The sequence below is a fragment of the Agrobacterium tumefaciens genome, from assembly GCF_013337285.1.
Classification (GTDB): domain Bacteria; phylum Pseudomonadota; class Alphaproteobacteria; order Rhizobiales; family Rhizobiaceae; genus Agrobacterium; species Agrobacterium burrii.
In genome coordinates this window covers 692,987-719,034 of sequence record NZ_SUPW01000001.1, presented here as the reverse complement: position 1 = coordinate 719,034, position 26,048 = coordinate 692,987, and the positions used below count along the sequence as shown (strand labels likewise).

At 59.2% G+C, this 26,048-nt stretch carries 26 protein-coding genes and 1 tRNA gene; 13 read left to right on the top strand and 14 right to left on the bottom strand.

Going from position 1 to position 26,048, the window contains the following annotated elements:
- The first annotated feature begins 155 nt into the window (after positions 1 to 155).
- Positions 156 to 896, top strand: a complete 741-nt coding sequence (locus FCH38_RS03475; protein ID WP_174372831.1) for a pentapeptide repeat-containing protein — start codon at positions 156 to 158, stop codon at positions 894 to 896.
- An 89-nt stretch (positions 897 to 985) separates the two neighbouring features.
- Here the strand turns inward: FCH38_RS03475 and FCH38_RS03470 are convergent, their stop codons facing one another.
- Positions 986 to 2,002: a zinc-binding alcohol dehydrogenase family protein gene (locus FCH38_RS03470; RefSeq protein WP_174372830.1), complete on the bottom strand. Its 1,017-nt coding sequence runs from the start codon at positions 2,000 to 2,002 to the stop codon at positions 986 to 988.
- Positions 2,003 to 2,105: 103 nt separating this feature from the next.
- Here FCH38_RS03470 and FCH38_RS03465 point away from each other — a divergent pair, with 103 nt between their 5' ends.
- Together FCH38_RS03465 and FCH38_RS03460 are read left to right on the top strand one after the other, a co-directional pair.
- A complete protein-coding gene (locus tag FCH38_RS03465; RefSeq protein ID WP_149898930.1) occupies positions 2,106 to 2,495 on the top strand; it encodes a winged helix-turn-helix transcriptional regulator in 390 nt (129 codons plus the stop codon).
- 120 nt (positions 2,496 to 2,615) lie between these two features.
- Positions 2,616 to 3,452, top strand: a complete 837-nt coding sequence (locus FCH38_RS03460; RefSeq protein ID WP_174372829.1) for an undecaprenyl-diphosphate phosphatase — start codon at positions 2,616 to 2,618, stop codon at positions 3,450 to 3,452.
- Between the two features lie 68 nt (positions 3,453 to 3,520).
- On the opposite strand, the gene mgtE is transcribed toward FCH38_RS03460, so the two are convergent.
- Positions 3,521 to 4,894 (bottom strand): magnesium transporter, encoded by a 1,374-nt coding sequence (gene mgtE / locus FCH38_RS03455; protein WP_174372828.1) that lies wholly within the window; start codon positions 4,892 to 4,894, stop codon positions 3,521 to 3,523.
- A gap of 248 nt (positions 4,895 to 5,142) precedes the next feature.
- A complete protein-coding gene (locus FCH38_RS03450) occupies positions 5,143 to 6,387 on the bottom strand; it encodes an MFS transporter (RefSeq protein WP_174372827.1) in 1,245 nt (414 codons plus the stop codon).
- Positions 6,388 to 6,622: 235 nt separating this feature from the next.
- Here FCH38_RS03450 and FCH38_RS03445 point away from each other — a divergent pair, with 235 nt between their 5' ends.
- The 3 genes from FCH38_RS03445 (at position 6,623) to FCH38_RS03435 (ending at position 9,730) form a co-directional block, all read left to right on the top strand.
- Entirely contained in the window at positions 6,623 to 7,531 is a 909-nt protein-coding gene (locus tag FCH38_RS03445) for a diacylglycerol/lipid kinase family protein (protein WP_174372826.1), read from the top strand.
- Between the two features lie 292 nt (positions 7,532 to 7,823).
- Positions 7,824 to 9,197, top strand: a complete 1,374-nt coding sequence (locus FCH38_RS03440; protein WP_174372825.1) for an aspartate aminotransferase family protein — start codon at positions 7,824 to 7,826, stop codon at positions 9,195 to 9,197.
- Positions 9,198 to 9,259: 62 nt separating this feature from the next.
- Positions 9,260 to 9,730, top strand: a complete 471-nt coding sequence (locus FCH38_RS03435; RefSeq protein WP_174372824.1) for an OsmC family protein — start codon at positions 9,260 to 9,262, stop codon at positions 9,728 to 9,730.
- 588 nt (positions 9,731 to 10,318) lie between these two features.
- Here FCH38_RS03435 and FCH38_RS23455 read toward each other — a convergent pair.
- The 6 genes from FCH38_RS23455 to FCH38_RS03410 form a co-directional block, all read right to left on the bottom strand.
- The gene (locus FCH38_RS23455) at positions 10,319 to 10,393 is read right to left on the bottom strand and encodes a hypothetical protein (protein WP_236776562.1); all 75 of its coding nucleotides are present in this window, start codon (positions 10,391 to 10,393) and stop codon (positions 10,319 to 10,321) included.
- A 69-nt stretch (positions 10,394 to 10,462) separates the two neighbouring features.
- Positions 10,463 to 11,968, bottom strand: a complete 1,506-nt coding sequence (amn, locus tag FCH38_RS03430) for an AMP nucleosidase (RefSeq protein ID WP_149898939.1) — start codon at positions 11,966 to 11,968, stop codon at positions 10,463 to 10,465.
- A gap of 103 nt (positions 11,969 to 12,071) precedes the next feature.
- A complete protein-coding gene (locus FCH38_RS03425) occupies positions 12,072 to 12,245 on the bottom strand; it encodes a hypothetical protein (protein ID WP_174372823.1) in 174 nt (57 codons plus the stop codon).
- Positions 12,246 to 12,255: 10 nt separating this feature from the next.
- Positions 12,256 to 12,438 (bottom strand): hypothetical protein, encoded by a 183-nt coding sequence (locus tag FCH38_RS03420; RefSeq protein ID WP_174372822.1) that lies wholly within the window; start codon positions 12,436 to 12,438, stop codon positions 12,256 to 12,258.
- 159 nt (positions 12,439 to 12,597) lie between these two features.
- Entirely contained in the window at positions 12,598 to 13,194 is a 597-nt protein-coding gene (locus FCH38_RS03415; protein ID WP_153513455.1) for a hypothetical protein, read from the bottom strand.
- A 156-nt stretch (positions 13,195 to 13,350) separates the two neighbouring features.
- The gene (locus FCH38_RS03410; protein WP_174372821.1) at positions 13,351 to 13,689 is read right to left on the bottom strand and encodes a DUF2147 domain-containing protein; all 339 of its coding nucleotides are present in this window, start codon (positions 13,687 to 13,689) and stop codon (positions 13,351 to 13,353) included.
- 586 nt (positions 13,690 to 14,275) lie between these two features.
- Between FCH38_RS03410 and FCH38_RS03405 the strand changes: the two genes are divergently transcribed.
- Positions 14,276 to 14,542: a sel1 repeat family protein gene (locus tag FCH38_RS03405; protein WP_046798706.1), complete on the top strand. Its 267-nt coding sequence runs from the start codon at positions 14,276 to 14,278 to the stop codon at positions 14,540 to 14,542.
- Positions 14,543 to 14,831: 289 nt separating this feature from the next.
- Here the strand turns inward: FCH38_RS03405 and FCH38_RS03400 are convergent, their stop codons facing one another.
- On the bottom strand, positions 14,832 to 15,944 hold the full coding sequence (locus FCH38_RS03400) for a pyridoxal phosphate-dependent aminotransferase (RefSeq protein WP_174372820.1): 1,113 nt from the start codon (positions 15,942 to 15,944) through the stop codon (positions 14,832 to 14,834).
- 124 nt (positions 15,945 to 16,068) lie between these two features.
- On the bottom strand, positions 16,069 to 16,416 hold the full coding sequence (locus FCH38_RS03395; RefSeq protein ID WP_149898944.1) for a hypothetical protein: 348 nt from the start codon (positions 16,414 to 16,416) through the stop codon (positions 16,069 to 16,071).
- A gap of 328 nt (positions 16,417 to 16,744) precedes the next feature.
- Here FCH38_RS03395 and FCH38_RS03390 point away from each other — a divergent pair, with 328 nt between their 5' ends.
- The gene (locus tag FCH38_RS03390; RefSeq protein WP_174373124.1) at positions 16,745 to 17,962 is read left to right on the top strand and encodes an FAD-dependent oxidoreductase; all 1,218 of its coding nucleotides are present in this window, start codon (positions 16,745 to 16,747) and stop codon (positions 17,960 to 17,962) included.
- Between the two features lie 7 nt (positions 17,963 to 17,969).
- Entirely contained in the window at positions 17,970 to 18,770 is an 801-nt protein-coding gene (locus FCH38_RS03385) for an aldolase/citrate lyase family protein (protein ID WP_174372819.1), read from the top strand.
- Positions 18,771 to 18,773: 3 nt separating this feature from the next.
- Here the strand turns inward: FCH38_RS03385 and FCH38_RS03380 are convergent, their stop codons facing one another.
- Both FCH38_RS03380 and FCH38_RS03375 read right to left on the bottom strand, forming a co-directional pair.
- Complete coding sequence (locus FCH38_RS03380) at positions 18,774 to 18,950, bottom strand: hypothetical protein (protein WP_174372818.1); 177 nt, start codon at positions 18,948 to 18,950, stop codon at positions 18,774 to 18,776.
- 93 nt (positions 18,951 to 19,043) lie between these two features.
- Positions 19,044 to 19,385 (bottom strand): hypothetical protein, encoded by a 342-nt coding sequence (locus tag FCH38_RS03375; RefSeq protein WP_149898946.1) that lies wholly within the window; start codon positions 19,383 to 19,385, stop codon positions 19,044 to 19,046.
- Between the two features lie 163 nt (positions 19,386 to 19,548).
- Between FCH38_RS03375 and FCH38_RS03370 the strand changes: the two genes are divergently transcribed.
- From FCH38_RS03370 to FCH38_RS03355, 4 genes are all read left to right on the top strand, one after another.
- Positions 19,549 to 19,639, top strand: a tRNA-Ser gene (locus tag FCH38_RS03370).
- 288 nt (positions 19,640 to 19,927) lie between these two features.
- A complete protein-coding gene (locus tag FCH38_RS03365) occupies positions 19,928 to 20,236 on the top strand; it encodes a hypothetical protein (protein ID WP_149898004.1) in 309 nt (102 codons plus the stop codon).
- 694 nt (positions 20,237 to 20,930) lie between these two features.
- Complete coding sequence (locus FCH38_RS03360; RefSeq protein WP_153513461.1) at positions 20,931 to 22,022, top strand: porin; 1,092 nt, start codon at positions 20,931 to 20,933, stop codon at positions 22,020 to 22,022.
- Between the two features lie 516 nt (positions 22,023 to 22,538).
- Complete coding sequence (locus FCH38_RS03355; RefSeq protein WP_174372817.1) at positions 22,539 to 23,585, top strand: porin; 1,047 nt, start codon at positions 22,539 to 22,541, stop codon at positions 23,583 to 23,585.
- A 167-nt stretch (positions 23,586 to 23,752) separates the two neighbouring features.
- Here FCH38_RS03355 and FCH38_RS03350 read toward each other — a convergent pair whose 3' ends face one another.
- Positions 23,753 to 25,825: a transglycosylase SLT domain-containing protein gene (locus FCH38_RS03350; protein ID WP_174372816.1), complete on the bottom strand. Its 2,073-nt coding sequence runs from the start codon at positions 25,823 to 25,825 to the stop codon at positions 23,753 to 23,755.
- Positions 25,826 to 26,048 lie beyond the last annotated feature (223 nt).

The following is a 26,048-nucleotide window of genomic DNA, read 5'->3' as shown; positions in this document are numbered from 1 at the left end:
GCTCTTCGATTTCTTACATATAGGATGTTGGGGTGTCCTGCCGTCAACTGGCCCGTGGAATGCGGAATGGAAATGCGGTAACGCCTTGAATGTGCATATGGTCCCCAGGGGCGGCTCAAGTTTGCGCCGTCGCTCCGGTGGCAGGGAGTAAGAGAATGTCCGGCGTTCAGAAGCTGAATATCGTGCGGAAGACAAGGTTTGGTGCCGCTTTGGCGGCCGGCGTGGTTATTGCCGTTTCGCTGAGCGGCGGTCCGCTGGTGGCTGCCAGCTGCCGCACCGATGCCATGGCCGGCATAGACTGGCGCGAATGCAACAAGCGCCTTTTGATGCTGGGCGGCAGCAATCTCGATTCGGCGATGCTTTACGGCACAGACTTCACCTATACCGACCTGCGCGGCTCTTCGATGAAGGGCGCCAATCTTGAAAAGGCGAAACTCATCCGCACGGCGCTGGGGGAGGCGAACCTGCAGGGCGCCAATCTGACCAAGGTGGAAGCTTATCGCAGCGACTTTAGCGCCGCCGACGCCACCAATGCGAAATTTATCAACGCCGAAATGCAGCGCACCAAGTTCGAAAAAACTAAGCTTGACGGCACGGATTTCACCAAGGCCGAACTCGGGCGCGCCGATTTCGAGGGTGCAACGCTGAACGGCTCGAAATTTTCCCTCACCAACCTGTCGCGCGCCCGCTTCGGCGGCGCGACACTTGGCGGGCCGGTGGATTTCACCAGTGCCTTCCTGCTCCTGACGCGCATCGAGGGGGTGGATCTTTCCACCGCGACGGGGCTGGAGCAAAGGCAGGTCGATATTGCCTGCGGCGACGCCGAGACAAAATTGCCGAGCGGCCTGACCACGCCCGCATCATGGCCATGCCCGGAAGATCCGGACGACGACTGATAAAGAGAAAGCCACGCCAGATTTTTCGCGCGTGGCAGAGGCACAGGGCGGAATTGGCGCGCCCGCGATGGGACGCGCCGTCGTGTCGATCAGAAGCCCGAAAGCACGATCTTGCCCTTGGCCTTGTTGCTCTCGATCAGCGCATGCGCCTTGATGAGATTTGCTGCATTGATGGTGCCAAAGACTTCCGTCAGCGTCGTCTTGATCTTGCCGCCATCGACCAGTTGCGCAACGTGGTTCAGCAGCTTGTGCTGTTCGATCATGTCTGGCGTCTCAAACACGGCGCGGGCGAACATCATTTCCCAATGGATCGATACGCATTTGCGCTTGAAGGCCATGACGTCGAAACCGCCGGCCGGATCGTCGATCAGCGCGAACCGGCCCTGTGGCGCAATGGCCGCCACGCTGTCGGCGGCGTGAATGTCGCTATGGGTGGTGGAGAAGACAAAGCCCGGCGCGCCGAGGCCAAGTGCTTCCACCTGCGGAGCAATCGGCTTGCTGTGATCGACGACGTGATGCGCCCCCAGTTCCTTTACCCACGCCATCGTGTCCGGCCTTGACGCCGTGGCGATGACGGTAAGGTCCGTCAGCGCCCGCAAAAGCTGAATGGCGATCGAGCCGACGCCACCGGCGCCACCGATGACCAGAACGGCATTTGCGGCACCCGGAACCGGCTCCTTCACCCGCAGCCGGTCAAACAGTGTCTCGTAAGCGGTGATTGCGGTCAGCGGTAGTGCTGCAGCTTCCTCGAAATTCAGCGATGTCGGCTTTGCGCCCACAATGCGCTCATCGACCAGATGGAATTCGCTGTTGGAACCGGGACGGTTGATGACACCGGCGTAAAACACCTCGTCGCCCGGCTTGAACAGCGAGACCTTGTCGCCGACGGCCTTCACCACGCCCGCAGCGTCGAAGCCAAGCACGCGGGTAGCACCATTTTCCGGCGGCTGATTGCGGCGCACCTTGGTGTCAACGGGATTGACCGAAACCGCCTTCACCTCCACCAGAATATCGTGCCCCTTCGCCTCCGGCTGGGGCATGTCGATATCGACAAGCGCATCCTTTGCGGTGATGGGCAAGTTCGTCTTGTAACCGATGGCGCGCATGAACAGTCTCCTTTGCTTGTTTGCGTGCCTCTTACTTGATACATATGAACATCGATCGCAAGAATGCACATTTTGTGATGATACATACAAAAAGGATACTGTGATGTCGCGACCGCGCGCCAAGCTGACAGGCAATTTCCCCGGCTGCCCGGTGGAATCGGCTTTGAGTTTTCTCGATGGCAAATGGAAAGGCGTGATCCTTTATCACCTCATCAACGAAGGCGTTCTGCGCTTCAACGAGCTGCGCCGCCACATTCCAAGTGTCACCCAGCGCATGCTGACCAAGCAGCTGCGCGAACTGGAAGAGGCGGGTCTGATTTCACGCACCGTCTTCCCGGTGGTGCCGCCACGTGTGGATTACGCGCTGACACCGCTTGGCGACACCATGAAGCCGGTGATTTCGGCGCTGAAAAGCTGGGGTGACGCCCATGTCGTCTGCAAGAACGGCGCGAAATACACACAGCTTCCGCAGGCCGCGGAAAAGGCCGCTTGAAAAATCACGGGTAAAACCACGTGCCGCTCTCAATGCTCGGGATGGTGCGATGCAACATGCATTTGCCCCGATTAATGCATAATGCTGCCATCGTGATTCGCAGCAGGGACATCAAAGCACATGAGCATGGGTTGGATGGAGGCCGGATTTCTCGGCCTTTTGCAAGGGCTTACGGAGTTTCTTCCGGTTTCTTCAAGCGCGCATCTGCGCATCGCCGGGGAGTTTCTCCCCTCCGGCACCGATCCGGGCGCCGCCTTCACCGCGATTACGCAAATCGGCACGGAAATGGCAGTACTGGTCTATTTCTGGTCCGATATCATGCGCATCGCCGCCGCCTGGCTGCGGCAAAACCTTCGCCTCGGCCCCTATGACAAGGCCGATGCCCGGCTTGGTTGGCTGATTATCATCGGTTCGGTGCCAATCGTGTTTCTCGGCCTGTTCTTCAAGGACGCCATCGAACATTCGCTGCGCAACCTCTATATCACCGCCGTGATGCTGATCGTCTTCGGCATCGTTCTCGGCATTGCCGACAGGATCGGTGAGAAGCGCTACAAGCTGAACCAGCTGATCTGGCGCGATGGCATCCTGTTCGGTTTCGCGCAGGCCATGGCGCTCATCCCCGGCGTCTCGCGCTCGGGCGGCACCATCAGCGCCGGCCTGCTGCTCGGCTATACCCGCGAGGCAGCTGCCCGTTATTCCTTCCTGCTCGCCGTTCCCGCCGTCTTCGGCTCCGGCTTCTACCAGCTCTTCAAAAGCATCGGTGAAGACAATCCGGTCGGCTGGGGGCCAACAGGTCTCGCGACCCTGATCGCCTTCATCGTCGGTTATGCGGTGATTGTCGTCTTCCTCAAGCTGGTCTCCACCAAGAGCTATATGCCCTTCGTCTGGTATCGCGTGGTCATCGGCTTCATCCTGCTTGCGCTTCTGGGAACGGGCGTCATCAGCGCCGGCGGCTGATGAGCACTTGCGCGCAGGCGCATTCCGCAAATGAAAAGGCCCGCTCGGAAAAGCGGGCCTTTTGTCTTTTAAAGCAACGTGCCGCTCAAGATCACCAGCGCCACCGAGAAGTAGATGACGAGGCCGCTGACATCCACCAGCGTGGCGACGAAGGGTGCAGAGGCGCTGGCGGGGTCGAGACGCAGGCGCTGCAGGATGAAGGGCAGCATGGAGCCTGCAAGCGAACCGAAGGTGACGATGCCGACAAGTGCCGAAAACACGGTGGCGCCCACCAGCAGCCAGTGGTCACCGTAGTCATAAAACCCGGCCTGTTGCCAGACCGTCAGGCGCAGGAAGCCGATGGCGCCCAGAATGCAGCCAAGCGTCAGACCCGTCGGAATTTCCCGCAGCAGCACCCGCCACCAGTCGGAGAGCTTCAGTTCGCCAAGCGCCAGCGCCCGAATGATGAGCGAGGTGGCCTGCGAACCGGAGTTACCGCCCGAAGACATGATGAGCGGAATGAACAGCGTCAGCACCACAGCCTTTTCCAGCTCACCCTCGAAATGCTGCATGGCGCTTGCCGTCAGCATCTCACCGAGGAAGAGTGCTGCGAGCCAGCCCGCGCGCTTGCGGATCATGTCCGGGAAGCCGATCGTCATATAGGGCTTGCCCAGCGCTTCCATACCGCCGAACTTGTGGGCGTCTTCCGTAGTGTCGGCGATCATGGTGTCGATCACGTCGTCAACGGTGACGATGCCGAGAATATGCGAGTGATCGTCAACGACGGGCAGCGCCAGAAGGTCGTGCTTGCGGATCAGCCGGGCGACATCCTCCTGCGACATCAAGGGGCTGGCGCAGACGATGCCTTCCTTCGATGCGACGGAGAGAATGGAAGCGCCGGCTTCGCCGGTCAGCAGGCGGCGCAGCGTCACGACGGTCGTCAGCGTTCCATCCTGCGCCAGCACATAGATGGCATAGACCGTTTCACGCGAGCGCTCGACAACGCGGATGTGCGAAAGGGTCTGTTCCACCGTCCAGTCGTCAGGCACGCTGACGAATTCCGTGGTCATGATCGAGCCGGCGGTGCGCGGCGGATACCCCATCAGGTGCTTGATGGAGAGAGCCGTCGTGCGGTCCAGCCTTGCAAACAGCTTTGCGCGCGGTTCTTCGGCCATTTCCGCCATGACGTCGGCAACGCGGTCGTCAGACATCAGGTTGACGAAGCGGGCAGCCTGTTCGACAGGAATATGGGCGATGATGGCGGCTGCGCCATGCAGTTCGGGCCGGTCGAGAATGGCGACGGCCTTTGCCTGCGGCATGGCGAGCAGGGCGGTTGCGGCATCACCGACCTCAAGCGTGTTGAGGTATTCGACACGTTCGGCAATGGTCGTGGAGCCGGCGTTTCCGCTACGAAGAAGACGTGCGGCCTTGCTGGCCCTCTGGGAGAGGTTGTGGAAGTTCATGATTGCTCACCTTTCCGTCGATTCGCCGATAACGGCGAACGCGGTGGTGAGCCGACAGAGGTCGGATCAGTTCACGTTCGCCGGTCTCGGCAAAGGCAATCGACTGCTACTGTCGCTAGACATCTAATGATGCTCCGTTGAAATCCGCGCCGTGCTGATTGGCCTGCGCGTAAGGCCGTGGTGCGCCTGAAACCGAAAAGAGTCAAGCGCCCGATTGTGAAATTTCCGTAAGCTTCGATAGGGCCGGCTCAAGCCGCCTTTTCGCGCCGCTCGACGGTGACGGAAACGAGGAAAACGCCAAGCCCGAGAAGGGACAAAACCGCCCCGACATAACCGGTTGAAGCATAACCGAAGCCCATGGAAATCACGAGCCCGCCGAGCCAGGCGCCGAGCGCATTGGCGATGTTGAAGGCGGAATGGTTGGAGGCGGCGGCCAGCGTCTGGGCATCCTGCGCCACATCCATCAGCCGCGTCTGCACCGCCGGACAGGCGGCAAAACCGCAGCCGATCAGGAAGACGCAGAGGCACAGCATGAAGGGCTCATGCGCCGTCATGCCGAACAGGACCATGACAAGCACGTTAAAGGCCAGCATGCCGCCAATCGTGCCGTTGAGCGAGATATCGGCAAGCCGCGAGCCGACCACATTGCCGACATTCATGCCGATGCCGAACAGCGCCAGCACCATGGAAACGGTGGAAACCGGCATCATCGCCACATCGGTGGTGGTCTTGGCGATATAGCTGAAAACCGAGAACATGCCGCCGAAACCGACCGCGGCGATGGCAAGCGTCAGCCACACCTGCACGCGGCGGAAAGCGCCGAGTTCGCGCCACACACTCGCACCTTCCTCCACCCGGTCACGCGGCTGGAACAGCCACAGCAGGGCGACGGTTAGGAGCGCTATGCCGCCGACCAGCATGAAGGCGGCGCGCCAGGACAGCAGTTGGCCGAAAAAGGTGGCGAGCGGTGTGCCGAGCAGCGTGGCAATGGTGAGGCCGAGCATGACGCGGCCAACGGCGCGGGCGCGCTTATGGATCGGCGCCATGGAGGCCGCCACCAGTGCCGCAACGCCGAAATAGGCGCCATGCGGCAGGCCGGTGATGAAGCGCAGCACGGTAAAGCTCAAAAAATCCGGTGCGATGGCGCTCAGGATATTGCCGGCCGCAAAAAGACCCATCAGGCCGAGGAGCAAAGCGCGCCGCGTCATGCGCGCCGCAAGAACCGCGATGATCGGTGCACCGATGACGACACCAAGCGCATAGGCGGTGATGACATAACCCGCCTGCGGCACCGTCACACCATAGGTCGTGGCAACGTCAGGCAAGAGGCCCATAATGGCGAATTCGCCGGTGCCGATGCCGAAGCCCCCGGCGGCCAGAGCCAGTTCTATAAGCGCGATGGCAAGCGGCGACAACGCCACGGCCGGAGCGTCCGTGTAAACGGTTTCATTCTCCGCTGCGGGGTGGGCTTCGGAAATTTTCGACTGGCTCATGGTGACCTGAGAAGGGGGAGTACCCAACAGAAAAAAGGGCAAGACCGTATGGGAGCGGTCTGCCCTGACTGGAGATGCGCGGTCATGAAAATGACCTTAAGTGACCTCTAACATGAAATGACGCGTTGCGGTAGAGCGATTCTCGGCAAAAGAGCATCTTCACGCGATGGTGTTTGGAACCCTATATAACCCCAGGCATTTACGCGCGGCTGCCTCACAGGATCAGGTTGGAAACATGAAGCTCATCGCAATTTTCAATCGTGACGGCGGCACCTTTCGCACCACGGATATGGATGCCTATTGCGAACACGCCCACGCAGTCTTTTCCCGTGCCGGGCACACGATCGATTGCCGTTTGGTTTCCGGAAAAGACATTGTCGAGGAAATGCAACGCGCCGCCGATGAGCCTGATATTGAAGGCATTATTGCCGGCGGTGGCGATGGCACCATTTCGGCCGCCGCCGGCATTGCCTGGAAACAGGGCATTGCGCTTGGCATCGTGCCGGCCGGCACCATGAACCTGTTTGCCCGCTCGCTGAAACTGCCGCTCGACATTCGCCTCGCACTGGAAACGCTGGCGAATGGCGATATCGCCAGCGTGGATATAGCCAGCGCCAATGGCCGCCTTTTCGTCCACCAGTTTTCCGCTGGCCTGCATTCGCGCATGGTGCGCTACCGCAACAATCTCGCTTTCGCCTCCCGTCTCGGAAAGATCAAGGCAAGCATTCGCGCCGCCATCAGCGTCATCCTCAATCCGCCGGTCTTCGAGGTGGAATATACCGTCAACGGTGAAACCCAGCATCGTAAGGTCTCTGCCATTTCCGTCTCCAACAATGAATTTGGCCAGAATTCGCTGCTGGTGGCGGATAGTGTGTCGGGTGGCCATCTCGGTTTCTATCTCACGGACCCGCTACGCCCCTCCGGCGTAGCTAAGCTCGTTTTCGACATCCTGCGCGGCAGGCTGAAGGAAAATGCTGCCGTCACCGCCATGACGGTCACGGATGTGGAGCTGCATTTTCCGAAAAAGCGCCACGATGTGCGCTGCGTCATCGATGGCGAACTGCTGCCGATGGAGCGGGATGTGGCGCTGGAGGTTCACGCCGGCGAGTTGAAGGTGCTGGTGGGGCGGGCTTTTTTCGCGTAGCGCGTGACCGGAGTGCGTTTGGATTGGGAGCGCGCCGCTTGTTTCTTCTCCCCGCCGGGGAGAAGGTCGCGGCAGCGGGATGAGGGGGCAAGCTCTCGGTCTATCGCTGGCGTCGCCCCCTCATCCGACCCTTCGGGCCACCTTCTCCCCCTCGGGGAGAAGAAACCCAGCCGCATCCGCTCGTTCATGCTGACTCCTAAAAACCACCAGCCTTGCCAAATCAAAGCCGCCCGGCCATGTTCGGTTGCGCGGTAGCGTCAGCGCCGTCGTCTTTGCGGGAGTGCGATCTGTCATGAATGAAGTCTCCAAGCCGATATCCAACCTCGCCGCCATCGATGCCGCCCATCACCTTCATCCGTTTTCCGACATGGGCAAGTTGAACGCCGCCGGCACCCGCATCATCGAGCGGGCCGAAGGGGTGTTCATCTATGACAGCACCGGCAAGAAATACCTCGACGCCTTTGCCGGCCTCTGGTGCGTGAATATTGGCTATGGACGCCGCGAAATCGCCGATGTCGTTCAGAGGCAGATGAACGAGCTGCCCTATTACAACGCGTTTTTCGGAACGACCACGCCGCCCGCGACACTTCTGGCGCAGAAGATCGCCTCACGCGCCGGGCCTGGCATGAACCATGTGTTCTTCACCAATTCCGGTTCGGAAGCCACCGACACCTGGTTTCGCATGGCGCGGGTCTACTGGAAGGCGCTCGGCCATCCGACGAAAACGAAGGTCATTGCCCGCCGCAACGGCTATCACGGCTCGACGGTGGCCGGCGCCTCGCTCGGTGGCATGAAGTGGATGCACGAGCAGGGCAACCTGCCGATCGAGGGCATTGCCCATATCGGCCAGCCCTATTGGTATGCCGAGGGTGGCGATCTTTCGCCCGCTGAATTCGGCCTGAAAGTGGCCCGCGAACTGGATGCGAAAATCGATGAACTCGGCGAGGAAAATGTCGCCGCCTTCGTCGCCGAACCCATTCAGGGGGCAGGTGGCGTCATCGTGCCGCCGGAAACTTACTGGCCGGAAATCGCCCGCATCTGCAAGGCACGCAATATCCTGCTCGTCTCCGACGAGGTGATCTGCGGCTTCGGCCGCCTCGGCTCCTGGTTCGGTTACCAGCATTTCGGCGTGGAGCCGGATTTCGCGCCCGTCGCCAAGGGCCTGTCCTCAGGTTATCTGCCGATCGGCGGCGTCATCGTTTCCGACCGGGTGGCGCAAGTGATGTTGTCGGAAGTCGGCGACTTCAACCACGGTTTCACCTATTCCGGCCATCCCGTCTGCGCCACTGCTGCGCTGGAAAATCTCCGCATCATCGAGGATGAGGGGTTGGTGGAGCGGGTGCGTGACGATATCGGCCCTTATTTCTCCGAAGGCTGGAAAAGCCTGACCGACCACGAACTGGTGGGTGAGGCCGTGAATGTCGGCCTGATGGGCGGCCTGCAGATTACGGCCGACAAGCCAACCCGCAGGCGTTTCGCCAAACCGGATGACATCGGTACCGCCGTGCGCAACCATTGCCTGGCAAACGGCCTTGTCATGCGCGCCACCGGCGACCGTATGCTGGCCTCGCCGGCGCTGACAATCAGCCGCTCGGAAGTGGATGAGATCATCGACACGCTGCGCAAGGGGCTCGATCACGTGCGTGATATGCGAGAGCATTTCTAGGAAAAATGGACACCGGGTTTCCGTCAGGAAATGCGAAAAAAGGTTCCAAGGGAGGAATGATAATGGCAGGACAGGAACATCATTACGCCGTGCAGGTGAAATGGACCGGCAATCGCGGCAAGGGCACGTCTGGCTATCGCGATTATGAGCGCGACTACACGATTTCCACAGCGGGAAAAGCCGATATCGCCGGTTCTTCAGACCCCGCTTTCCGCGGTGATCCCTCCCGCTGGAACCCGGAAGACCTGCTGGTCGCCTCGCTCTCGGCCTGCCACAAGCTCTGGTACCTGCATTTCTGCTCCGTCAACGGCATCATCGTCGAAGACTATGTCGACAATGCCGAAGGCACGCTTGTCATGGAAAAGGACGGCGCGGGGCAATTCAGCGAAGTGGTACTGAAACCGGTCATCACCATCTCGAAAGGCGACCCCGCCCGTGTGGACGAACTGCACCATGATGCGCATGATAAGTGCTTCATCGCACGGTCGGTGAATTTCCCGGTGCGGGTGGAGGGAACGGTGAAAACCGTTTAGGAAGTGCGGTCAGCCGTTTCTGGCGAGCTGCTGAACTGCTTCCTTAACACTCGTCATCATTCTCGCGCCTGCTCACCGCCGTGCGGTTTAGATGAAGCTCCGGCGTCATCCTTGGGCTTGTCCCAAGGATCTAAACACGTCAACAAAATCAATCGGTTGCAGATCCTCGGGACAGGCCCGAGGAATGACGTCAGAGTGATTGGCTGGATTTGCCATTCATCGGATGACCCCAATATTTCATTCGTGTCCGAACGATGTAATGCGTCTGAACAGCATTAAAAATCAATGCCATAGACGGTGCTCGAAAATTCAAACCGGACAGCCGTAGGCTCGTCCCAAGGAAAACGCCGAGAAAACGCGCCCACTTTGCGATCAACTTCAATGCAAGGCAGCCTGTCTCGAGATTTAAACCGAGCAGCAGTGGGTCGCGCCGCTGGATGACGGCTCCCGTCTGCCTTCATCCGCTAGGCTTCATCGGTGCTCCAACGATCGCGGATTTCACCGAGATTGCCTTCCCAGCCAATGCCCCGCAGTTCATCGAGCGCACGTCTCTGCTGATGTATCCGGACAAATTCTCTCAAGGCCGTTTCAACCGCCTTGAGCATTGGATAGACCGGTAATTTCCATGATCTCTGCGATCAGTGCGTCATCCAGATCGATCATTATTCGCATTGCAACGCCTCAAGGTGAAGGAACCAACACCGACACCTTGAGGGGCGAGGATGCGCAATCTTACTGGAACGCCGTCTCGTAAAAGCTTCGAAGCTTGCGCGAATGCAGCGTTTCCGTCGGCATGGCGGCGAGCTTCTGCACGGCGCGGATGCCGATTTGCAGGTGCTGGGCGACCTGGGTGCGGTAAAACTCCGTCGCCATGCCCGGCAGTTTCAGTTCGCCATGCAGCGGCTTGTCGGAGACACAGAGCAGGGTGCCGTAGGGCACGCGGAAGCGGAAGCCATTGGCCGCGATGGTGGCCGATTCCATGTCGAGTGCTATGGCGCGGGACTGCGACAGGCGCTTGACCGGGCCGGCCTGATCCCGAAGCTCCCAGTTTCGGTTGTCGATGGTGGCGACGGTGCCGGTGCGCATGATGCGCTTCAACTCGAAGCCCTCGTAACCCGTGACTTCCGCCACAGCACCTTCCAGCGCCAGTTGCACTTCGGCCAGCGCCGGGATCGGCACCCAGACCGGCAGGTCGTCGTCCAGAACGTGGTCCTCACGCACATAGGCATGCGCCAGAACATAATCGCCCAGCCGCTGGCTGTTACGCAGGCCGGCGCAATGACCGACCATCAGCCAGGCATGTGGGCGCAGCACGGCGATATGATCGGTGATCGTCTTGGCGTTGGAAGGGCCGACGCCGATATTGACGAGCGTGATGCCGGCATGGCCCTTCTTCTTCAGGTGATAGGCGGGCATCTGCGGCAGGCGGGCGAGCACGGCGTCCGTTTCAGGCCTGTCGGAACCGGCGGGGGTGATGATGTTGCCCGGCTCCACGAAAGCCGTGTAGCCTTCGCCGCCATTCTTCATCATCTGCCGCGCCCATGCGGCGAATTCGTCGATATAGAACTGGTAGTTGGTAAACAGCACGAAATTCTGGAAATGGCTGGCGCTGGTTGCCGTATAATGGCTGAGGCGGGCCAGCGAATAGTCGATGCGCTGCGCAGTAAAGGGCGCCAGCGGCGCGGGTTCGCCCGGCACCTGATCATATTCGCCATTGGCGATGAGATCGTCGGTATTGTTGAGATCGGGCGTATCGAACAGATCGCGCAGCGGCACGTCGGAGAGCGAGGATGCGGCTGCCGCCTCGACATAAGCGCCTTCACCGAAAGCGAAATGCAGCGGAATGGGCGTGGCCGATTCCGACACCGTGACCGGAACGCTATGGTTCTTCATCAGAAGCCCCAGCTGTTCCTTAAGATAATGGCGGAAAAGCTCCGGACGGGTGATCGTCGTCGTATAGACGCCGGGCGCGGTGACGTGACCATAGGAGAGACGCGAGTCGACATGACCGAAGGTCGCGGTCTCAAGGCTGACCTGCGGATAGCAGGCACGGTAACGGCCGGCGATCGGCGCGCCCTTGGCAAGGTCGGTGAAGGAGTTGATCAGGAACGCCGTATTGCGTTCGTAAAGCGCGGTCAAAGCCTCGACTGCTTCTTTCGGGTCCGTGAAGGACTGCGGCGCGAAAGGCTCGGGGCTGATAAAGGCGAAGGGCGGAATCGTTCGTTTTTCTATTGTCATGGCCCATTATAAGAGGGCAATTTCGACAGGCAAGCGACAGAAATACGAAGAAGCTGAAAAGAAACGGAAAATACGGTCGGGGCGAGGACGGGGTGGCGAAATTTCAGCCGAGCGCGCCGCGCTGCAGGCTCATCAAGAGCACAAAACCAGCGCCCTTGGATGCCGGGCGAGGATCGGCCTTGTAAACCGCAAGTCCCGCCACCGGGCCGAGAAAGATCGTGGCCATCAGCGCCAGCCGCAGGGCGGAGAACAGGCCGTTGGAAAAGGTGCTGGTCATCGGCCGGTCCTCAAAGTACGACGGGGCAATTGGCGACAGGCGACGGGCCGTGCTGGCAGGCGATTGCCGCCCCCGCATTCACCCGCTGGAAACTGCGGTTGGGGTTGACGACGAGCGAAGCGAAGGACATGGCGAAGATCGCCATGAGAAACGCGAAGATTGCCAACCGGCTGATCAACTTTGTCATGTCCATTCCCCTTTATTGGAGTTGATGGACAGAGTTTTGCCATACTCGGACTGAACGGACCCTGAGACCCCGGTTCATATGGTGTTCAGGGATGTTAACGGGTGGTGACGGGACAGATTAATGCCGCAATGGCACCGGGAGAGACCTCGGTCGCCCGTCGTCTGATCACGAAAAAGAGGCGGTCACGCGCCCGGCAATATCGGCCACGAGGGTTTCGAGTGCTTGCGGTTTCGTCACGTCGACAACCGGCACGTGATGTTGCTGCGCCGACGCCAGCATCTCGGTATTCTCCCGCAGCGAGCGCTCGATGAAGGCGTCGATGATCCGTCGCTGGCTGGCCGTTGCCTCGTCATATCGGGCGTGAGAGCGCATCCGCTTGAGAAGGAAATCATTCCCGGCATGCAGAAACACCCCGGCGACCGTGTTGCTGAGCAGGGGCGATATAAGTTCCGGGCGCAAAGCCGCGCCCTCGAAGATCGCGGGATTGCCGGTATTGGAGCTGCTGTCGATCATCGAGCGGATCAGCGGCCAGATGTTCTGGTGATGCACTTTCAGAAACCAGTGGATCGTGTCTGCCGAAAGCTCTGCGTAATATTCCTCCACCGGCGCCGGTATGCCCGGCCAGGGCCTGCCGGGGTGGCGGGCGAGGCTGTCGGTCGATATCGCCTCACAGCCGAGCTTTTTACTCAGAAGACCGGCTAGGGTGCTTTTGCCCACATGCGAGGTGCCGGCAATCAGGATCGTCGAAAGGGGGAGGGGCATGCGTGCTCTCGTTGGTGTGTGGCTGGGCGGCCACGATACATCAACGATCAGGGATGTTCCACGCGGCGTCCGCTCGCGGCCGCACTACAGGCAGATCTCCCGATGCCGCGCCGCGTTGGCTGGCGGCGAGCCGAAGGCCCGCCCGCCGTCCTTCTGTTACAACCGCGTCCAGGTCTGCGATTTGCAGAAAACCTTCAGCACGCAGCCCTTCATGCTCAGCGAATTACCGGAAACGGTGCCGGAGCCGCTATAGGTCTTGTCGTTGGCGGGGTCGGTGATATCACCGGCATAGCTGTTTCCCTTGCCGGAAAGCTTGCCGATCTGTTTGCCCGCATGTTTGCCGGTCTTCAGCGTCACGCAAAAGGCCGCGCCGCAGGGGCCGATCACGGCGGTTTCGCCGCTCGCCGTCTTCCAGTTGCCCTCGATTGCCTCTGCGGCAAAGGCAAGGTTGCTGCCCATCATCAGGGCAGCGGCAATTATCAATACGCGTTTCATAAAAACTCCTCCCGAAATTTGCGCAGACTCTTCTGAACCGCACCGGTCATGAAGAAATGGATGCGCATTAAACCCTGTCCCGCATTGCCGATGGTGTGGCGTCCTGCGACGCGATCACCTTTTTGGCCATGCTATCCTTTGCCTGTCTCATCCTCATAACAGGCAGGCGAATACTATTTTACGTTCACGTAAAAGGAAATAGAAATTTGCCGTCATGGAGAGGCATTTGCGACTGTTTGCGGAGTGGAGACGGGCGAATTTGAAAATCGGTGTTTGGATCGTGGTGAACGAAGGGTTGAAATCCAGATGTAAACTTTTCGTAAAATTCCTCTGAAAGTCCTTAATTTCCGCACCTCGTGATATTTAACAAAAACCCAATTTTACCAATCGTTTGCAGTTTGTTTGCGGCCTATTAATCATGCCTTTTAAGCGCCCGTTGAAAGGCTTGGCGCATAGTGAACTCATCAAAAGCGCAGGGAAAACCTGCCGGCCCGAAGGACAAAAAGCCGCATAAGACGGCGGTTCTGAAGGTTAGCCTCATAAAGAAGGCGATTGATGAAACAGGTAGAAGACAGGGATAAAAACGATGGCACGCTTTGAAATTCGCGATATCGAAATGGCAGTTGCCGGTGGCGAAACCCGCGCCGACACCCTTTGCAATCTCGGCCTGGTCTATGCGACCGGCCGGGGCTGCACGGTGGATCTGGTTGCGGCCCACAAATGGCTGAACATCGCCGCGATCCGCGGATCGGAAAGAGCAGCCTCACTGCGTGCGGATCTCGCCCGCAACATGACGAAGGCGGAACTGGCCGAAGCGCTGCGTGCCGCCCGCGACTGGATGACGATGCACTAACGCACCGCATCCACGACAGAATTTCCGGCCCGGCTCCCTCCAGTCCCGATGACCGGTGCAAACGAAAGTAAACCCGAAGGGGAACGCGGCGAGGGCTTTGAAAAGAAGCTTTTGCGCTGACACATCAAACCGCGACCGGCAGGAACAAGGCCGGCGCGGTTTTCTTATGTTCGGCGATATCGGTTACGGAAAATGATTCGCGAACAGTGGTTTGCGGCGTGGTTTTGAATCGCATTCGCAGCATATGGCTCAAGGCCGCAATGACGGAAGCGAGAGCCTGTCGTCCGCCTCACCCAATCGCCTTGATAACCTTCGGCAATGCCCGCTCGAAAAGGTCGAGCTTGTCGTCTGGCCCGACGCTCACGCGAATGCAGCGGTTGAGCGGCGCGACGCCCGGCACGCGGATGAACACGCCATGCTCCATCAATCCATCAACGATGGCGCGGGCATAAGCGCCGTCGCGGTGACAATCGATGGTGACGAAGTTGGTGGCGGAGGGCAGCGGTGCAAGGCCGTTGTCGCGGGCAATTGCGGAAATGCGATCGCGGGCAGCGGAAATTTTGCCAACGACCTCATGCAGATAGGCTTGATCCTTGAGTGCCGCGAGGGCGCCGGCGACAGATATGCGCGCCATGCCGAAATGGTTGCGGATCTTGTCGAAGGCTTCGACATTACCAAGCGTGCCGATGGCATAACCGACGCGTGCGCCGGCCAGCCCATAGGCCTTTGAGAAGGTGCGCATGCGCAGGATGTTCGGCTGGCCGATCAGCGCGTCGATGGCTGGCACGGCGCTGGCGGGCGCGGTTTCGCAATAGGCCTCGTCCAGAATGAGCAGGCAGGTTTCCGGCAGCGCGCGCGCAAAGGCAACGACCTCGCTCGCCTCCCACCAGCTTCCCATCGGATTATCCGGATTGGCGAAATAGACCAGCGGTGCGTTTTCGCGGATGACGAGATCGAGAAGCCCATCAAGGTCTTCGTGATCGTCCACATAGGGCGTGGTCACGAGTTTCCCGCCAAAACCGTTCACATGATAATTGAAGGTGGGATAACCGCCAAACGAGGTCACAACAGGCGTACCGGGCTCGACAATCAGCCGGGCGATCTCACCCAGCAATCCGTCCACGCCGCTGCCGATGGCGATATTGCCGCGTGCAACGCCGTGATGGATGGCAAGCGCTTCCTTCAATTCGAAATTTTCCGGGTCGCTATACATCCAGGTGTCTGCCGCCGCATCGCGCAGGGCCAGAAGCACGGATGGGGCGGGGCCAAAGCCGCTTTCATTGGCGCCGATCCGCGCTTCCATCTTCAGGCCACGGTTCCGCTCGATGGCTTCCGGGCCGACGAAGGGAACGGTTGAAGGGAGCGAGACGGCAAGCGGCGTAAGGCGTGAGAAAGCGGACATTGGCTGAAAGTTCCGGTAGCTGTGTTTGAAAACCCGGCTCACAATAGGTGCAAAAAAACCGGACGCAAGCCGCGCCCGGTTATCCAATGACTGTTTTGGAACAGTTTTTCCGCCGCCGTGCCGCTCAGGCGCTGGTCTCGAAGCTCAGCCGGCGCACATGGTGCAGGAATTCGGCATCGATCAGCATGTTGAACCCGATGGTGACCTTTTCCTCTTCCCGGCGGATCAGCGTGCAGCCGATCTCATCGCGGATGCCGAGAATTTCCAGATAGAAATTGGCGGGCATTTCCAGATGCGGCCCGACTTCGATCTCTGCGCCATAAAGGGAAATGGTGCGCACGAGGCAGCGCAGGGTGTCGCTGGCGCTCAGATGATGCCCGATGAAGGTGATCTTGCCGGGCCGGTCGATCTGAAATTTCTCGTACTTCTCGTCCTGGGGGACGTTCTGACGGGGATCCATATGCAAAGCCATGACAACCTCCCGGATTGCCTCTCTTGATGCTGATTTTAACGCGGCTTCCTTGCTAGGTCGTGAAGGAAATCCGCGCAATTGTCTGTTGTCCGTCTCGACATGGGCCAATCTTCGTTTCGCAAGCCGATGTTTCTCTTGATAGAATGCGCTTGGCTCGGTCCGGTTGCAGGCGTGTCGCAGCCTGTGCTGATAATGTGTCATGCTTGCACCGGGCTGGCGTCGCAGCGTGGTTGACGCGGGCCGTACTTGGCGTTACGCCTGATCCGGCAATATGGCTTCGCGAGCATGGCAGGATCGGCCTGTCGCTATTCGTGTCTGGGAGTGGAATGTGACGGGAAGGCTGGTAATCGTCGGGGCGGGGCAGGCCGCTTTCGCGCTGGCGGCAAAGCTCCGGGCGCTGAAGGATGAGCGTCCCATCACCATCGTCGGCTCCGAGGATGCCTATCCCTACCAGCGGCCGCCGCTCTCCAAAAAATACCTTCTCGGCGAGATGAGCTTCGACCGGCTGATGTTCCGCCCGGAGGAGTGGTACGCGGACAATAATGTCGATATCCGGCTGTCCACCTGGGTGGAAGATATCGACCGCAAGGCCAAAACGGTGCGTATGCAGGATGGCAGCACACTTGCTTATAACAAGCTGGTGCTGGCAACCGGGGCAGCACCGCGCCTGTTGCCCGCCAGCATCGGTGGCGATCTGGAAGGGGTCTTGACCGTTCGCGACAAGCGCGATGCTGACCGTCTCATGGAAGAGATGAAGCCGGGCCGCAGGCTGCTGGTGATCGGCGGCGGTTATATCGGCCTTGAAGCGGCCGCGGTTGCCCGCAAGCTCGGCCTTGATGTGACGCTGATCGAAATGGCCGACCGTATTCTCCAGCGCGTGGCGGCGAAAGAAACCGCCGATATCATGCGCGGCATCCATCAGGCGAACGGCGTTTCCATTCGCGAAAAGACCGGCCTCGTGCGCCTTGTCGGCATGGATGGCCGGGTGGCCGCCGCCGAACTGTCCGACGGCTCGACGCTCGATGTGGATTTTGTCATCGTCGGCATCGGCGTGACGCCGAATGACCGGCTTGCCCGCGAATCGGGCCTCGATGTCGGCAACGGCATTGTGGTGGATAACTATACCCGCACATCCGACCGGGACATTCACGCGGTCGGCGATTGCGCCCTGCTGCCATGGCGCGACCAGCATGTGCGTCTCGAATCGGTCCAGAATGCCGTCGATCAGGCCGAGGCGACAGCGGTCGTGCTTGCCGGTACTGAAACCGCCTATGAGGCGAAACCCTGGTTCTGGTCAGATCAATATGAGGTGAAGCTGCAAATCGCCGGCTTCAATCTCGGTTATGACGAGACGGTACTGCGCCCAGGCGCCCGTGAAGGCAGCTGGTCGGTCTGGTATTTCCGCGACGGGCGTTTCGTGGCGGTGGATGCCGTCAATGATGCCAAGGCCTATGTCGCGGGCAAGAAACTGCTCGATACCGGTGCCGAGCCGGATCGCGCCATCCTGGCGGACGCCTCCGCCGATCTGAAATTACTGCTTTCCTGAGGACATCATGCCTGCTCCCGAAAACCGTTTCAAAACCGCCATCCATGCCGGCAAGCCGCAGATTGGCCTCTGGCTCGATATGGGCGAGGCCATTACCGCGGAAATTGCCGGAACCGCGGGTTTCGACTGGCTGGTAATCGATGGTGAGCACGGTCCGAACGATCTGCGCAGCATCATCGATCAGCTGCGGGCGCTCGCCACGTCGTCGGCAGAACCCGTGGTGCGTGTGCCGGTCGGCGAAAGCTGGATGATCAAGCAGCTTCTGGATGCAGGCGCACGCACGCTCCTCGTGCCGATGGTCGATTCGGCCGCGCAGGCTGAAGGTTTGGTCAGCGCCATGCATTATCCGCCGCGCGGCATTCGCGGCATGGGGGCAGCCGTTGCCCGTGCGTCGGCCTTCAACACCATAACCGACTACGCCGATAGCGCCTCCGATAGCGTCTGCCTGCTGGTGCAGGCCGAGACGCGCGCCGCGATCAACGATCTCGACAATATTCTTGCGGTGGAAGGTGTGGATGGCGTCTTCATCGGCCCGGCGGATCTCGCTGCCGACATGGGCTATCTCGGCAGGATCGACGAGCCGGAGGTGCAGGCGGTGATCGAAGCGGCGATCATCAAGATCGTTGCGGCCGGCAAGGCTGCCGGCATTCTCACATTCAATGAGGCCTATAATCGCCGTTATCTCGAGCTCGGCGCGTCCTTCGTCGCCGTTGGCGCCGACGTCACGGAATTTTCCAACACGCTGCGCTCCCTGTCCGCCCGCTACAAGGGCGGGGCAGCGCCTGCGCCGTCGAAATCCGGCTACTAAGTCTCAATCATCGTTGCTGGCATTCAGCTTTTCCGGCGGAATGCCTTCTTCGCCGGAGGCGAGGTAGCCGCTGTTGATAAGGGCGGCGCGGACGATGCGCTGAACGGCCTCGTCCCTGTCGATGCCATGATCTCTGGCAAAATCCACCAATGCCTCTTCAAGATCGTTACTGAACAGCATTTCTGGCCCCCATTCTGGTTGTCTTGACATCAATGCAAAAAAGGCAAGGCGGGACTTTGCCGCCTTGCCTGAATTCTAACTCTTGTGCGGTAATCAGCGCCAGCGATAAAGGCTGCTGTTCGACGAGTTCTGCTGCGTGCCCGCACCAACCGCATAACCGATTGCGAAACCGAGTGCGCCGACGATCGTCAGCAGCGAGGTTGCCGTACCGGGATTTTCCTTGACTGCTTCCACCACATTCTGGCCCTGGGCACGGACATTGCTCGCAGCCTTGCGAACGCGGCCGCGTGCCTCGTCCAGAAATTCGGATGCATCCTCACTCACGCCTTCCGCGCGGGCGGAAACGGATTTGGAGAGCGACGAGATTTGCGAGCGCAGCTCGGCAATCTGGTTTTCGATCGTGTCTTCGACAACATTCAGTTTGGTCTGAGCCATTAGAAACACCTCTTTTGTTACCGAAGCGAGAACGTGCCGACCTTAAAGAAGTTCCCGAATTGCCCGCAAAGTTTCGCGCGCGGCTGTTCAGCCAACAGGTTTTTCGGCTTCTTGGCGAAAAACCCTTGCATTCATTTTTTTTACGCAATAATCAGGCCGCACCGGAGAGGTGGCCGAGTGGTCGAAGGCGCTCCCCTGCTAAGGGAGTATACGTCAAAAGCGTATCGTGGGTTCGAATCCCATCCTCTCCGCCATCAAATTTTCCCAGGACTTATATTGTTGGACAATTCAGGCTGGCTGGTTTGTCGTTCATTTGTCTGCGCGTTGCAGGCGCCCGCCAAGTTGCAGCCCACGCTTTGACTCTCTTTGTCGTGCAGCCAAACGCGCGTTGATGGGCCTTCAGTAGTCTGGAGTATGCCTGCTGGTCGATCACGCATATTTTAGAAATTTGATCCAGTGTTTTGTGCGGATGATCCCGGATACATCTCGTTCTTTGACAAAGAGCACCTATCTAGGTTTTTCAGGCATGCGAAGGAGATTTGATGATCGACGAATACGGCCCCTATGTGCAGATGGGCACGCTTGCAGAGCAGATGGCCGCTCGGTACCAGATGGACGCGAATCTTGAACTGGGATCGCATCTGTCGCACTACATGGAGGAGGTCGAAGTAAATATCGCTGCCGACCGCTTTGACCACGTGGGTTTCATGAGCAAGATTCGCGGGCGACTGACAATGACGCTGGCGACAGCCGCCGAGCCTCGCCGCCGAGAGTTCCTGCACGCCGTTGTGGTCGCGCTTCAAGAGCGCATTGATCGACATTCGCTCGATGTGGCGGTGGACGGCATCTAAGTGTTGCCACCGGCTCATCCTGAGCGCTAAGGGCCGGTCGATCTCCATGGTGATTTTTGAGGCCAGGCCAGTCGGTAAATCCGACTGGCATCGCGGCCCCCATAGATAGGGGCGGCCACGACGGCGAGATCGCCCAGGACGGAAGCCCGAAACGGAAGCGCTTGTGTCAACAAGGTGCATCACGCGCCGAGAGTAAATCGATTTGCCAAATCGCCAACATGTTCCACGCTTCGAATCGTTATCCGGTGAATCAGCCGCCGGATGAAGGATTTTCCTGCCATTTCCTGACAGGCGCATCTGTGTGGTGTCATGTGCCACGATCGATCAAAGCAAAAATTTCCCATACATGCCACCGGCAGAGCAACACATCGCCGAAAAAGCCGGTAGTTTAGAAAGACCTTGTTAACCTCGCTAACTAACGGATTTTCAAGGAAATTCTTAACGCATTGTAAAAGCCTCTGCCGCCCGACGTGGCGCTGTGTGTTGTTTCCGCAACAAACCGAAATGAAGCATATACGTAAATGCTATTTATCGGATGTTCGCGATTGCAAGCGGCGAAACCTTTTGTATTTTCACGACCAGAAGCGAGGCGGTGGATCGTTTGGCTTCTAAGAACACGGGAATGGGGCAGGGAATGCTGTCCTTCAGCTAAAAGTACCCAAACCCAATTAAAAACTTTGACTGGAGGTCAATCATGAACATCAAGAGCCTTCTTATCGGCTCCGCTGCGGCTCTCGCAGCAGTATCCGGCGCCCAGGCTGCTGACGCTATCGTCGCTGCTGAGCCTGAGCCCCTCGAATACGTTCGCGTTTGCGACGCTTTCGGCACTGGCTTCTTCTACATCCCCGGCACCGAAACCTGCCTGAAGTTCGACGGTTACATCCGTTTCCAGACGGACTTCGGTCGCAACGCTTCCGGTACGTCTGACTGGAACTCGTTCACGCGCGCCCAGTTCAACATCGACACCCGCACCGACACCGAACTCGGCGCTCTGCGTGGCTACATCGGTTTCCGTGGCCAGGCTAACAACGACAACGCACGCGGCGTTGTTGTCGATCAGGCTTTCATCGAGCTCGGCGGCCTGAAGGTTGGTTACTACTACAACTGGTGGGATGATGGTCTCTCTGGCGAAGTTGATAACCTGTCTTCGAACTTCACGCGTCTGAACGCTATCCGTTACACCTACGATGCCGGCTCCTTCTACGCTGGTGTTGCAGTTGAAGAACTGGAAGCTGTTGTTGCCGGTAACGGCGTTGGCAACCTGACCAACAACCTCGGCGTTTCGCAGCTGAACTACACCCTTGCTAAGGGCGAGCGCGACAACAACGTTGGTATCAGCGCCATCATCGGCGGCAACTTCGGCGCTGTTAAGGCTAACCTGCTTGGCGGTTACGACACCGATGCTGAAAACGGTGCTATCCGTGCAATCGTCACGGCTGACATCGGCCCCGGCACCCTCGGCCTCTCCGGCGTATGGGCTTCTGGCGCAAACGCTTACTACGAAGAGTCTGAGTGGACTGTTGCTGCTGAATACGCCATCAAGGCAACTGACAAGCTGACCATCACCCCCGGCGCTCAGTACTTCAGCACTCTGGACATCAATGCTAACGGCGACTTCGTTGGCGACCGTGACGCATGGCGCGCTGGTGTAGCTGTTGGCTACAAGATCACCCAGGGCCTCTCCACGCTCGTTTCGGTTAACTACCAGGACGTAGACGGCACTACCGGTGTTAACGGCGGTGGCGACCAGTGGACTGGTTTCGTTCGCCTTCAGCGCACGTTCTAATCTGATCTGACATTGTCAGTGATGGAAAGCCCGGCTCTTTGAGCCGGGTTTTTTTGTTTGGCCGGTCGACTCATCTTTTGCTGATTCGCTTACACATGTGTGTTGCCGAAGCGGAGACTGTAAACCTTGCTCCCAAGCTGATTCTCGTGCGGCGGCGAAAAGAAGTTGATTCTCAGCCAATACAATCGCCTTTTGGACAAATTCCCGTGGCCCGGCTATGTCGGGATTTTGGCGGTCGAATGCGTTTTACGGGAGCGGATCAGCTTGCGGCTTCGTTAAGTATCTGAAAACCATTGTTTATTAACGATTCTTTAATAAACGCGGCCCTGTCGGTTAGAATTGTAGCTATTTCGCAACAATGAAAAACTAAGGACACCTTACTGTCTTCCTCTTGTCATGATTGCGATTGCCTCTGCGGCCGGTTTTGGCTCTAATCATGTTCATAAGCGGCACGCATTTATTTGTGTTTTCCCACTCGCTGCTTACGAAGATTAAGCGTTTGACTGGAGGTCAACCATGAACATCAAGAGCCTTCTTATCGGCTCCGCTGCAGCTCTCGCAGCAGTATCCGGCGCACAGGCCGCTGACGCTATCGTCGCTGCTGAACCTGAGCCCCTCGAATACGTTCGCGTTTGCGACGCTTTCGGCACCGGCTTCTTCTACATCCCCGGCACCGAAACCTGCCTGAAGTTCGACGGTTACATCCGTTTCCAGACGGACTTCGGTCGCAACAAGTCCGGTACGTCTGACTGGAACTCGTTCACGCGCGCCCAGTTCAACATCGACACCCGCACCGACACCGAACTCGGTGCTCTGCGCGGCTACATCGGTCTGCGTGGTCAGGCTGACAACGACACCGACCGTGGCGTCAACGTCGACCAGGCTTTCATCGAACTCGGCGGCCTGAAGGTCGGTTACATGTACACCTGGTGGGATGACGATCTCTCCGGCGAAACCGACATCCTGTCTTCGAACACCACTCGTGGCAACGCTCTGCGTTACACCTACGACGCTGGTTCTTTCTACGCTGGCATCAGCGTTGAAGAGCTTGACTCCGTACGTGACGGCACTTCCAACCTCGGCGTTGCCAAGGTTGGCGTCTTTGAAGGCCCGAACAACGTTGGCGTAAGCGGTATCATCGGTGCCAAGTTTGGTGCGATCTCCGCCAACCTGCTCGGCTCCTACGACACGGACCAGGAAAACGGCGCAATCCGCGCTATCCTGTATGCTGACATCGGTCCTGGCACATTCGGTCTCTCTGGCGTTTGGGCTTCTGGCGCAAACTACTACTACGAAGAGTCCGAGTGGGCAGTTGCTGCTGAATACGCCATCAAGGCAACTGACAAGCTGACCATTACGCCTGCTGCTCAGTACCTCGGCACGATCGACATCGCTCCGGACGGTGACTTCACCGGCGACAACGATGCATGGCGCGCTGGCCTGACGGTTGATTACAAGATCACCCAGGGTCTGGATGCCAAGGTTACCGCCAACTACCAGGACGTCGATGGACCGACTGGCGACAGCTGGACCGGCTTCGTTCGCCTTCAGCGCACGTTCTAATCTGATCTGACATTGTCAGTGATGGAAACCCCGGCAGAAATGCCGGGGTTTTTCGTTTGAATGCTTCACACATCGAAGCGTCCACTACTCGGGTTCACGAAATAAAAAAGCATCGGGCCAGCCGGTGCTTGAATGTTCTGAGATGACTTTCGACCGGTGTGAAAGGCTTACCCCGCACGCCCATGGCGCAGATCGTCGACAATATCGGCCTGTTGCCCAAGCCGGGTCTTGTAAACCTGATAATTCTCCATCACCCGCTGCACATAATTGCGCGTTTCGGGGAAGGGGATGCGCTCGATCCAGTCGACCACCTCATCGATCGGCTTGCCGCGCGGGTCGCCATAACGGGCAATCCACTCCGGCACGCGTTTCGGGCCGGCATTATAGGCGATGAAGGTGAGGATGTAGGAACCGCCGAAACTGTCGATCTGCTCGCCGAGATAATGCGCGCCGAGTGTGGCGTTGTAGCCCGCATCACTGGTCAACATTGCCTGTGTGTAGGGCAGGCCGTGGCGACCGGCCACGCCTTTGGCGGTTCCCGGCAGCAATTGCAGCAGCCCGCGTGCATTGGCAGCCGAGACGGCAGAGGGGTTGAAAGCACTTTCCTGCCGGGCGATGGCATAGGCGAGCGCCTTGCCTGAGCCGGCAATATTGGCGCTGGCGGGAATGACGCCGAGCGGATAGGCGAGCGCTGCCGCGTCGATGCCGCGGCTGAAGGCCGTCTTGCCGATCTGCAGCGAAACCTGATGATTGCCGTTGCCTTCCGCCCTTGCCGCCAGAATGGCAAGCTCGCCTGGGCTGTCCAGCTGGTCGGCCATCGAGCGGTAAAGACTGTCGGCCCGCCAGCCATAACCCGCAGCCTCCAGCCGGTCGATGGCGCGCACGGCCTCACGGCCGGCGAAGCGTTCCCGGTCACCGGTGCTTGGGCTTGGATAGGTGACGTTCAGCGTCGTGGTGCCTATCCGTGCGGCGGCCAGCTGGCCATAGAAAGTGCCGGGGTGGGCGGCGGCCTTGGTGAAGAAGTCACGGGCATTACCCGGTCCGCCCGCTTCCGCCGACCGTCCGAGCCAATAATAGGCGCGCGAGGCGGAAAGCGGCCGGTTCGAGGTCTGCAACAACGTCTCGAAGTGGCGCGAAGCCGCCGCCGGATCGCGCAGGGCTCTCAGCGCATACCAGCCGGCATGGAACTCCGCATCGGCGATATCGACGGGCGAAGTGGCGGAATGATTGGCGACGATGCGATAGGCTTCGGCAAAATCGCCGAGATCGGCAAGGCCACGCGCGATGATACGCCGTTCGTTCCACCACTCGCCGGGATTGACGAGTTTGGCCGCCTCTTTCGGGGCCTGCTTCAAAAGTGCTGCGGCTTCGGGATATTTCTGCTGGTTGCGCAGGTTTTCGATCCGCGCGAAGAGAAAAGCGGTGTCGCTGCGCCAGTTGGCGTCAACCTTGCCGAGCAGGGTGCCGGCAGTGGCGGATCGCTGCAGAACGGCGGCCCAGGCATTATAAAGCGACTGCGCCTTGCCGAGATCGCCGAAACGCTTCGCCTGGCCGATGCGGCTGCGATACATCAGATAATCCATGCGCGCCTTGTGATCGGCGGGCGTCAGATAGGCGGGAAACTCGGCAAGCACACGGTCTTCCATGTCCTTGTCCATGCCTTCGCTGACCCAGAGCTGGCGAATGAGACGCTGGGAGTCCACCACCTTGCCGGACGAGGCGAGCGCCTTGGCAAGCACCACGGTGCCCTCGGCCGTTTCCGGCCGGCTGCTGCCGAAGGCGGCAAGCACCTGGGGCGCTGGCGGATCTTCGCGGTAAAGCGCTTTTTCGGAATTGGCCCGCAGGGTGGCCGCACCCGGCCAGCCGGTAAGCTCGCGCTGGGCGGTGGCGATCTCGGACGAAGGCACATCCTTTTGGCCTGAAACGGCAATCGCCCAGCTGAGAATATGCCGGTCCAGGCTGCCGGTCGGCATGGTGTTGCGCAGTGCAATCGCCCGCGTCGCATCGCGGCTGGAGAGCGCGTCGAGGCCGGCTTTCAGCTGGCTTGCATCATCGGGGCGGTTGAGGCGCGGTATGGCGCCGGTAATCTCGGGCGAGGCCGGCATGAAGGCGGGAACGGCCGGCGCATTCGGCTTCACATAGGGAAGCGGCACCGCACCTTCCGGCAGCGGCCCGGCCAGCGCGTTCCAAACGGTTGCGGCGAGGCCCGCCGCCATCAATCCCCAAACTGTTTTTTTCATACCGTTCTTCATCGTCAGACGGAAACAATCGACCTTCTTGTATTGTCGTTCTTGTATTGTCGTTTCATTGCAGCGGGATTGCGCAAATCGCTTGAAGCTTGGTTTCGTATCCCGCCCTCGTGTTCTGCATTGAATCTACGGATATTGAGATTAATGAAACCTTAACCGCCCGCCGCGCAGTCCCATCAACTTTTATTCACCGGCTCGCGAGCGGCCTGCAATT